At 65.3% G+C, this 9,244-nt stretch carries 9 protein-coding genes; 3 read left to right on the forward strand and 6 right to left on the reverse strand.

Features of this window, described 5'->3' with window-relative positions:
- The 3 genes from ELR45_RS14575 to ELR45_RS42105 all read left to right on the forward strand — a co-directional run.
- Positions 1-915: hypothetical protein (locus ELR45_RS14575; RefSeq protein WP_165367778.1), on the forward strand; the 915-nt coding region annotated here is incomplete at its 5' end.
- Positions 916-1,057: 142 nt separating this feature from the next.
- Positions 1,058-2,848 (forward strand): thiamine pyrophosphate-requiring protein, encoded by a 1,791-nt coding sequence (locus ELR45_RS14580; protein WP_129667044.1) that lies wholly within the window; start codon positions 1,058-1,060, stop codon positions 2,846-2,848.
- Positions 2,785-3,144, forward strand: a complete 360-nt coding sequence (locus ELR45_RS42105; protein ID WP_129667045.1) for a mycothiol transferase — start codon at positions 2,785-2,787, stop codon at positions 3,142-3,144. The genes ELR45_RS14580 and ELR45_RS42105 overlap by 64 nt, the downstream gene beginning before the upstream one ends.
- A 73-nt stretch (positions 3,145-3,217) precedes the next feature.
- Here the strand turns inward: ELR45_RS42105 and trxA are convergent, their stop codons facing one another.
- From trxA to ELR45_RS14615, 6 genes are all read right to left on the reverse strand, one after another.
- Entirely contained in the window at positions 3,218-3,565 is a 348-nt protein-coding gene (trxA, locus tag ELR45_RS14590) for a thioredoxin (RefSeq protein WP_129667046.1), read from the reverse strand.
- Positions 3,566-3,628: 63 nt separating this feature from the next.
- The gene (locus ELR45_RS14595; RefSeq protein WP_129667047.1) at positions 3,629-4,072 is read right to left on the reverse strand and encodes a MerR family transcriptional regulator; all 444 of its coding nucleotides are present in this window, start codon (positions 4,070-4,072) and stop codon (positions 3,629-3,631) included.
- A 135-nt stretch (positions 4,073-4,207) separates the two neighbouring features.
- A complete protein-coding gene (locus tag ELR45_RS14600) occupies positions 4,208-5,383 on the reverse strand; it encodes a hypothetical protein (RefSeq protein ID WP_205856596.1) in 1,176 nt (391 codons plus the stop codon).
- 145 nt (positions 5,384-5,528) lie between these two features.
- On the reverse strand, positions 5,529-6,608 hold the full coding sequence (locus tag ELR45_RS14605; protein WP_205856597.1) for a hypothetical protein: 1,080 nt from the start codon (positions 6,606-6,608) through the stop codon (positions 5,529-5,531).
- A gap of 247 nt (positions 6,609-6,855) precedes the next feature.
- The gene (locus ELR45_RS14610; protein WP_129667048.1) at positions 6,856-7,851 is read right to left on the reverse strand and encodes a LacI family DNA-binding transcriptional regulator; all 996 of its coding nucleotides are present in this window, start codon (positions 7,849-7,851) and stop codon (positions 6,856-6,858) included.
- Between the two features lie 139 nt (positions 7,852-7,990).
- Positions 7,991-9,244 (reverse strand): sulfatase-like hydrolase/transferase (locus ELR45_RS14615; RefSeq protein ID WP_205856598.1); only part of this gene is annotated, 1,254 nt, incomplete at its 5' end.

Below are 9,244 nucleotides of genomic sequence, written 5' to 3' on the forward strand. Positions count from 1 at the left end.
GCCGAGCATGTCGAGGGCATGCTCGAGAGCCGGGATCAGATGTTGCTGGCTGAGGCCATGGCCGCGGAACAACGCGCAAGCCTGGAAATCGCCGCGGAATACCTGCACCACATGACCGATCAGCCGGAAGGCCGGTGGACAAGTCAGCTCGCTGAGATGATCGAGATCGGCGACGCCGCGGAGGCGTGGCATTGGGCCAGGCTCACAGTGGCCGCGGCGGGCCGGTGGATCACCTCTATGCCGATGCCTCTGGTCGCGCGGGCGCAGCGAGAGATCGGTGCGGCCGCGGAAGGCGCTGAAGGGCCGACCGTGCCAGAGTATCCGGGTTGGGTGGCCGGCAGGGCGGCACTGTCGACCGCGGTGGCCGACTTCATGCTGTTCGACAATCTCATGATCGAGGTGTTCCTGGTTCAAGTCGCGCCCGCATTGAACGAACGCGCTGGGGGCGGCCGGAACTGGGCCGAGACTCCGGGCAAGGTATATGAGCTGGCCGGTGCTGACGGCATCGAACTGCAGGTGCGCGACCGGTCCGATGGACATATGGAGACGGTGCGCCACCTGAGTGAAATGGTCGGGCTCAGCACGGGTGATCTTGTCTACGGCCGACTGGTAGAAGTCCCGGGCGAGCCCGCACGGATCTTCGCCGCGCCTCCGATCGTCATCGACGAAGTCGCCGCGCAGCGGCTCGGGCGTGTGGCGGGCGACGAGGAACTGCTCTCCGTCGAGCCCATCGAGGTGCGGTGTGCCACGCTCGGCGCAGCGGTACGCTCGGGCAGCCGGTACTGCCGAAAGGCAGCCGCCCCCGAAGATGAGTCAGCCTCGAAGATCCGCAAGCTTGGCGATGATCGCACGGTGCTGGGTGTGGCCGGTCGCGCCGGCACCCGGCCAACATCCGGGCACGCTGACAACGCCTGATCCGGCATGTTGACTGAGCCATCGAGAACGTCGGCGTGGTGGCTCGCTCGCCTCCTCATGTCAGACCGGACGATCCCCAGCGCCAGGGATAGACCGGCGGCAGTCGGGTAACTGGGCTTGTACCGGTCTTTGAGGAGGGGACATGGCCCAGACAGTCGGTGACTTCGTGCTCCAGCGTCTGCGGGACTGGGGCGTTGAACAGGTCTTCAGCTATCCCGGTGACGGCATCAACGGCATCCTCGCAGCGTTCGAGAGCTCCGACGACGCTCCGCTCTATGTTCAGTCGCGGCACGAAGAGATGTCGGCGTTCCAGGCCGTCGGGTATGCGAAGTTCAGCGGCGACGTCGGCGTCTGCTTGGCGACCTCCGGCCCGGGAGCTATCCACCTGCTCAACGGGCTCTATGACGCCAAGCTGGACCACGTCCCGGTAGTGGCGATCGTTGGGCAGACGGCGCGGACCGCCATCGGCGGCAGCTATCAGCAGGAGGTTGATCTCCACACGTTGTTCAAGGACGTGGCCTCCGAGTACCTCGTGGAGGTCAGCGTTCCGCAACAGCTGCCGAACGCCCTCGATCGCGCCTTCCGCACCGCTCAAGCGAGGAACGCGCCGACGGCAGTGATCATCCCGGCAGACCTGCAGGAGGCCGACTACGAGGAGCCTGAGCACGAGTTCAAGCATGTCCCCTCGAGTCCGCCGAGCTCGTCACGTTCGGTGATGACGGCACCAGAGGACGAGATCGCCGATGCGGCCGCGATCATCAACGCCGGCGAGAGGATCGCCATTCTGATCGGCCAGGGTGCCCGTAACGCTGCCGACGAGGTGAAGCAGGTCGCCGAGATCACCGGCGCGGGTGTCGCCAAGGCACTGCTCGGCAAGGACGTGATCCCCGACGACCTTCCCTATGTCACTGGAGCGGTCGGCCTGTTGGGCACCCGGTCCAGCTATGAGCTGATGCGTGACTGCGACACCCTGCTGATCGTTGGATCGAACTTCCCGTACACGCAGTTCATGCCGGAACTTGGACAAGCCCGGGCCGTCCAGATCGACCGTGACGGCAGCATGATCGGGATGCGGTACCCCACCGAGGCCAACCTCGTCGGTGAGGCGAAGGCGACCCTTCGCGCGATGGTCCCGCTGCTGCAGAAGAAGGAGACGCGCGAATGGCGGGAGAAGATCGAGAAGAACGTCGCGGACTGGTGGGCGACCATGGAGCAGCAGGCCATGCTCGACGCCCGGCCGGTGAACCCGATGCGTGTGGTGCATGAGCTCTCCTCGCGCATCCCTGACGACGCGATCGTCACGGCGGACTCCGGGTCCTCCACAAACTGGTATGCACGCAACCTGAAGATGCGGGGCCGGATGCGTGGCTCGCTTTCCGGCACGCTGGCGACCATGGGCCCGGCGGTCCCCTATGCGATAGGAGCCAAGTTCGCGTATCCGGACCGACCAGTCGTCGCGCTGGTCGGAGACGGAGCCATGCAGATGAACGGCATGGCGGAGTTGATGACCATCGCCCGCTACCAGCAGCTGTGGGAGGACCGGCGACTGGTCGTCTGCGTCTTCCACAACAACGACCTGAACCAGGTCACCTGGGAGTTGCGTGCGCTCGGCGGAACGCCGAAGTTCGAGGATTCGCAGACGCTGCCCGACGTCTCCTATGCCGAGATCGGGAAGAGCCTCGGGCTTGAAGGGATCACGGTCGACTCACCGGACCAGCTGGGCGGTGCATGGGACCAGGCGCTCGCCGCCGACCGGGCGGTGGTCCTGGATGTGATCTGTGACCCGGAGGTGCCGCCGATCCCACCGTCGGCCACGTTCGATCAGATGAAGGCCACGACCGCCGCACTGCTGAAAGGCGATCCGAACGCGTGGCGGGTGCTCGTCCAGGGCACCAAGACGAAGGCGCAGGAGGCATTCTCGGGCCGAGGCTGAACGGCCCTGGGAGACCGGCATGGGAGACGTGTCTGCCGCTCCTGGGTAGCTTCCCGATTAGGCGTACGGCACACGTGCGTCGGCGGTGGCCGGAGCAGCATCGTTTCACCACGCGGGGTGCCCTGTTGGTCCGCGTCGCCACGGAGACCGCTCAGCACGCCGGGCATGTGGACATCGTCCGCGAGGTGATCGACGGACAGGCCGGCAAGGACCATGAAGAGATCGGTGACGCGCAATGGTGGTCCGATTACGTGGCCCGCATACAAGACGCCGCGGATGCGTTCCGTGACCGGTGAGTAGAAGCCCGACGTCTCAGCTCGTGACGGGCTCCAGCGAGGCCGGCGTGGATCCGCTGGAGCCGCTGTCTCGTCATCTGGCCAAAGCGTCGTCGAGCTCCGCGAGCAGCCGCGCCTTCGGCCGGGCGCCGACGATTGTGTGCAAAACCTGGCCGTTGCGGAAGAGCAGTAGCGTGGGCAGCGATAGCACGCGGTAGGAGGCGCCGGTGGCCGGGTGCTCGTCGTTGTTGATCTTGCGAATCAGCAGCGTTCCGGCCCGCTCACGGGCTATCTGTTCGAGTGTCGGGGCCACCATGTGGCAGGGCGGGCACCATTCCGCCCAGAAGTCCACCAGGACCGGTAGATCCTGGTTCAAGACCTCCGCAGCGAACGTGTCGTCCGTGATGGTCAAGGCCTGGCCGGAGAGATCTGTCGTCGACATCAGCTGTCCTTCGAGTCGGTGTTGTCTGAACAGGTATGAGCGTCGTCCGTGGTGTGGCCGCGACTATCGATGGCGGGGCGCAGCGTTGACGGGTTCGGACGTGGTGTCATCCAGGCCCGTGGCGATACGGTCGCCCACCTCGCACGGGTTGGGCTGTCTCGCCAGCGCCTCGGTGAGTTTGCTCACCAGGTTCGAGCGCACCTCATCGAGTCTGGTCAGGCAGGCGTCGACCTCTGCCAGCTTGCGCTGGTAGGTCTCGATCGAGTCGACACAGTCATCGCCGGCCTCGTGTCCTGAGCGCAGACAGTCGACGAAGGGCCTGGTGTCGTCCAAGCTGAAACCGAAGCTCTGCAGCGTCTGAATCTCCTTGACCAGCCGGAAGTCGTCGTCGTTGTACTCCCGGTAGCCGTTCGACGCGCGCCGCGCGGTGAGTAGACCCTGCGATTCGTAGAACCGCAGGGTCCGCGTCGTCGTTCCAGCTCGCTTGGCGAGATCACCGATTCGCATGTCACTGACGATAGACCTTGACGCTCACGTCAAGGCAAGGTTCCACGTAAGCGTCGCACACAGACGTCCGCCCCGGCGGTGGATGTCGCCGGGGCTGACACATCAGACACCTGGGTGCCGGTGGAGTTAGTTCCGTTAGCCGTTCTGCAGCGATCTGAAGGAGTCGAGCCAGAACCCGGGCGCGGACATGCCGGACCCACGGGTCTGGACTGTGTAGGGGGCGAAGACGCTGTTGAGCAGCCACGGGTTCTTGTTCGGGTTCCAGTTCTGCACCATCAGCTCGTCCTGCCTGAATCCGTAGGTGGCGACGGCGAGCCGGCCGGTGTCGCGATACATCTTCATCTGGTCGTGCAGGAACGTGGACTGCTCCATGAACCAGTCGCTGCTGGTCAGGAAGTCACTCCATTGCCGCTCGCTGAACGGGTCGTCGATCGCGGCCCCGATCACCTCCCAGGCCTGGGTGTCCGGAGCGAATCCGTACGTCGAGGCGAACTCGGGCGAGATCGGATCCTGTAGGTGCTGCTTCCAGTGCCAGACCAGCGAGAACTCGGTGACGAGGAAGGTCTGGTCATCGCGCATCCGCGGCAGGATGTAGTCCAGGAACGCCTGCACGTTGTCGCCGTCGGGCACGTGCGGATGAATGTCGACTCCCTCGATCTCCGGTGTCTCGCGGACGAACGTCATCCAGCGTTCGGCCGCCGGCGTGTGCCGGTCCTCCAGGTCGAGACGGTTAAGGGCGCCCATATAGAGCGATGTCGCGCAGTTCTCGGCGCAGTGCTGGCTGCGGTAGTCGATCACGTGCCGGGCCACGGTCTCGTAGAACTCGTTGAGTCTGTGGTCGCGCTCAGCCGGGAGGCTCTCGATGAACGGCTCGTTGCCGACGGTGATGATGTCGACCTGCCCCATCACATTCGGCAGGACCTGGTCCAGCCGGTCCAGTTCGGCGGCCATCTCCGCGCTGCCGGGCTCTGGGAGTGATGCGTTGTTGTACGGGAACTTCAGGCTCAGGATGGTGTCGTATCCGCGCCCGGCAGTGTCCAGGATGGTCTCGATGGCGAAGTGCTCGGCCGGGTCGCCCTCGTCCGTGGCCGGCATCGGGAAGAATCCCCGTACCCATTGGGCTTTGGCTAGCTGTAGCTCGCGGTAGTTCACCGCGTCGAGGTTCTGGTTGAAGTTGGCGCCCAAGGCGCCGTGGGCGAGGTCGAGGGGCTTGCTCAAGCTGGTGTGGTCCTCCTCGTCGAGGGACGGATCACCGTGCGCGGCGACGAGGGGGATGGTCAAGGCGGCGATCGCCACCGTCGTGGCGGTCATCGACAGACGGCGCAACATGTGCATCACTCTCCAGCGGATCGCATCTGCATCGATGCATAGGCAAGGACGTTTGCGTTAACCCAGATCTCCTCTCAAGGTGTAATCGAGCTGTCGGGTGGTGGACTGGATGGTGGGACGGCTCTGCCTAGATGTTCTGCAGCGATCTGAAAGAGTCCAGCCAGAATCCGGGCGCGGACATGTGCGCATCTCGGAGCTGGACCGTATAACGCGCGAACACGCTGTTGAACAGCCACGGATCCTTGTCCGGCCCCATGTTCGTCGTCATGTCCTCCTGCTGCCGGAAACCATAGGTGGCGACCGCGAGCCGCCCTGTGCCGCGATACATGTTCATCTGGTCATGCAGGTAGCTGGACTGCGCCATGAACCACTCGCTGCTGGCCAGAAAGTCGTGCCATTGGCGCTCGCTGAACGGATTCTCGATCGCGGCCTTAGCGACCTCCCAGACCCTTGTGTCCGGGTCGAATCCGTATGTCGAGGCGAAATCAGCCGAGATGGTGTCGTTCAGGTGCTGCTTCCAGTGCCAGACGATGGAGAACTCGGTGACGAGGAAGGTCTGGTCGTCGCGCATCCTGGGCAGGATGTAGTCGACGAAGGCCTGCGCGTTACTCCCGTCGGCGAGGTGCGGGTGGATGTCCACACCCTCGATCTCCGGGGTTTCGCGGACGAACGTCATCCAGCGCTCGGCCGCCGGCGTCCGGGAGTCCTCCAGGTCGAGCCGGTTGTAGGCGCCCATGTAGAGCCTTGAGGTGCGGTCTGTGCGGTACGTGCGCCGGTAGTCGATCACATACTGCGCGATGGCCTCATAGAACTCGTTGAGCCTCTCATCGCGCTCTTCCGGGAGGCTTTCGAGGAACGGCTCGTTGCCGATCGTGACGATGTCGGCCTTCCCCATCACGGTGGGTAGGACCTTGTCCAGCCGGGCCAGTTCGGCGGCCATCTCCGCACTGCCGGGTTCGGGGAACGACGCCTTGTTATACGGGAACTTCAGGCTGAAGATCGTGTTGAATCCGCGGTCGGCTGTCTCGAGGATGGCTCTGATCCCGGGATGCTCCCCGGGATCACCGTGATCGGTTTCGGGCATGTGGAAGAAGCCACGAACCCACTGAGCTTGAGCCAGCCGCAGCTCGTCGTGGTTCAAGGCGCCGAGTTGTTCATTGAAGTTCGCTCCCAGGGCGCCGTGGGCGGTGTCGAGAGGTTCGGTCATGTCGTCACCGCCCCCTATGACGAGCTGCGGCGCTGTGCTCGGCGATGTGAGGAACGGTGACGACAGCGACGATGGCCGTCGACATCGGTGTCGTCGATGGACGCCGCAGCATGACGCATCACTCCAGAAGAGGTTTCGACGTAGTTTCCGCGCCTCCGTTGACGCGCCTGTGGCATTCATGTTTGCGGTAACTTAGCTTGCCGTCAAGGCCTGGATCGTCGTTCGGTGGTGGGCTGGATGGTCCGCGTCAGCGGCGCGGTGGTGCTGTGGAGCCGCGAACTACCAGCTCAGGATGGACGAACCGGCTGACGTTCGGTTCGGGGGCTGTACCGGACGCCGCCTCGATCTGCGCAAGCAGATGATCCAGGCATCGATGGCCCACTTCGCCGAGGTCCTGGCGGACTGTGGTGAGTGGAGGGTTGAGGTAGGGCGTGACGTCCAGGTCGTCGAAGCCGACGACACTCAAATCCTCCGGCACGCGGCGTCCGAGCTCGTCGGCAGCCCGGAGCGCACCGACGGCCATCTGGTCATTCGCGGCGAAGACGGCGGTCACGTCCTGGTCGGTCAGTAGCCGGCCCGCGGCCTCGTACCCGGACTCCGGCGACCAGTCACCGACGACGGGCTGGGGTACGGTGCGCTTGGCTCGCTGCAGCATCCGTTTCCACGCCGCGCGGCGTCGCTCCGCCGCGTTGGAGCTGGTCGGGCCGGCGATGTGATGGACCGTGGCATGTCCGAGGTCCAGCAGATGGCCCACGGCGACCCGTGCGCCGGCCGCCTCGTCCATCCCGAACGTCGGATGCTCGTGAGTCGACCTGCTGTCGGCGATGACCACCGGCACCTCCTCCGGGAGCTGCAAGTGGGGTGTGTCGAGCACCCGGGCCTCGATCACGATCACGCCGTCGACGGCTCGGTCGGTCAGACCGCGCACGGCCGCGCGGACGTCCTGCTCGGTCGGGCCCTCCACGACCGCGAGGTTCACCGAGTACCCCCGCGCCTGGGCGCCGGCGGCGACGGCCTCGACGATGCGGATGTTGCCCACGGTGCTGAGGTTGAACATGACGACGCCGATCGTGCCGAACCGACCAGTGGCCAGGGCCCGCGCGGCTATGTTGGCGCGATAGCCGAGCTGCTTCATCGCCGCTTCGACCTTGTTCCGGGTCTCGGCCGTCACCCGGGTGTTCCCGTTCGCGACCCGGGACACCGTCTGGCCAGAGACGCCGGCGACGCGGGCGACGTCGGCCATCGAGGCTCCCTTGGAAGCGCGTGTACCTGGTCGTCGAGTCACGCCGGGCCGTCTCCTCTCGTCGTGCCTAGGCATCGGGCACACAAGCATTCTGCCGTGCTGAGCCGGGCTGTGCGGCATCCTCCTCGTGCCGGGTACCTCAGACTTGGTGGCGAGCGCCTTCGAAGTCGCTCAGAGATGTGTCGTAGTCCTTGCCGCCGACGGGATACATCGAGGTCATCCAGTGGTGGAAGTTGTCGCCCGCGGCCCGGAGCTGCTCGTAGAGTCGTTGCAGGAGCTGTGCGCGGACGTCGGTCATTGCGGGATCGTCGTAGGAGTTCGTCAGCTCGTACGGATCGGCTTCGAGGTCGTAGAGCTCGTTCACGCTTTCCGGGTTGACCACCAGCTTGAAGCGGCGGGTGCGCAGCATCCGTTGCGGATACGGGAAATGGTGGCCGTGGAACTCCGCGGTGATGTCCGCACGCCAGTCGTCCGGTTCGTCGCCGCAGGTGAGCGGCACCAGGCTGCGACCGTCGGCGGCCGGCTCCGGTTCGACGCCGGCGAGGTCGAGGATCGTCGCGGTGTAGTCGACCAGGTTGACGAAAGCCTGCGTTGACCTGCCCTGTGGTGCGCCGGGCACTCGCAGCAGGCCGGGGATCCGGTAGATGTCGTCGTACATCGCCGGTCCCTTGTCATGCAGGCGGTGCGCACCGGTGAACTCGCCGTGGTCGGCGGTGAACGCGACCGCGGTGGAGTCCCAGAGATCCAGCCGGTGCAGGGTGTCGATCAGCCGGCCGATCTGCTCGTCGATCAGTGTGACGTAGCCCCAATAGGCGGCGATGAGCCACCGCCAGGTGTCCTCGCCCAGCGTGTCGTACGTCCAGTGCTCGGAGTAGCGACGCTGCACGGGTGGCTTGTTCTCGAACGTCTCCACCAGCGATGCCGGCAGCTCGACCAGGTCCGGAGAGTACATCTCGAGGTACTCGGGGGGTAGCAGGTACGGCAGATGCGGGCCGTAGAAGTGGGTGGCCATGTAGAACGGGCGACCGTCTTGGTGGTGGTCGCGCGCGTACTGCTCGAGCCGGCTGATCGTCTGGTCGGTGAGGAAGTGCTCGAACGTCGCCTCCGGCGGCTGGTGGATGACGCCCGCGAGCAGGTTGCCCGGTTCCCCGTTGGGGAACACGCCGCGCACCTCGTCGCTGATGACAGGGGACGGCAGCCCCTTGTGGGCAAGCCATGCGCGGTAGTCGGAGTGACCGATCGGATTGTGCCATCCGGGGTAGTGGGAGCCGTCGAATCCGAAGTCGCCGGGTCCGCGGCTTTTCCCGACGTGCCACTTGCCCTCGATCCCCACGTTGTAGCCGACATCGCGCAGTCGGGCGGAGAACGGCACGAACTCGTCCGAAAGCTCCTC

It is taken from the genome of Phytoactinopolyspora endophytica (genome assembly GCF_004138495.1).
Taxonomy (GTDB): domain Bacteria; phylum Actinomycetota; class Actinomycetes; order Jiangellales; family Jiangellaceae; genus Phytoactinopolyspora; species Phytoactinopolyspora endophytica.

Coding starts and splice junctions, on each gene's coding strand:
- ELR45_RS14580 (WP_129667044.1), top strand. CDS start 1,058: ATGGCCCAGACAGTCGGTGACTTCGTGCTCCAGCGTCTGCGGGACTGG.
- trxA (WP_129667046.1), bottom strand. CDS start 3,565: ATGTCGACGACAGATCTCTCCGGCCAGGCCTTGACCATCACGGACGAC.
- ELR45_RS14595 (WP_129667047.1), bottom strand. CDS start 4,072: ATGCGAATCGGTGATCTCGCCAAGCGAGCTGGAACGACGACGCGGACC.
- ELR45_RS14600 (WP_205856596.1), bottom strand. CDS start 5,383: ATGACCGCCACGACGGTGGCGATCGCCGCCTTGACCATCCCCCTCGTC.
- ELR45_RS14605 (WP_205856597.1), bottom strand. CDS start 6,608: ATGACCGAACCTCTCGACACCGCCCACGGCGCCCTGGGAGCGAACTTC.
- ELR45_RS14610 (WP_129667048.1), bottom strand. CDS start 7,851: ATGGCCGACGTCGCCCGCGTCGCCGGCGTCTCTGGCCAGACGGTGTCC.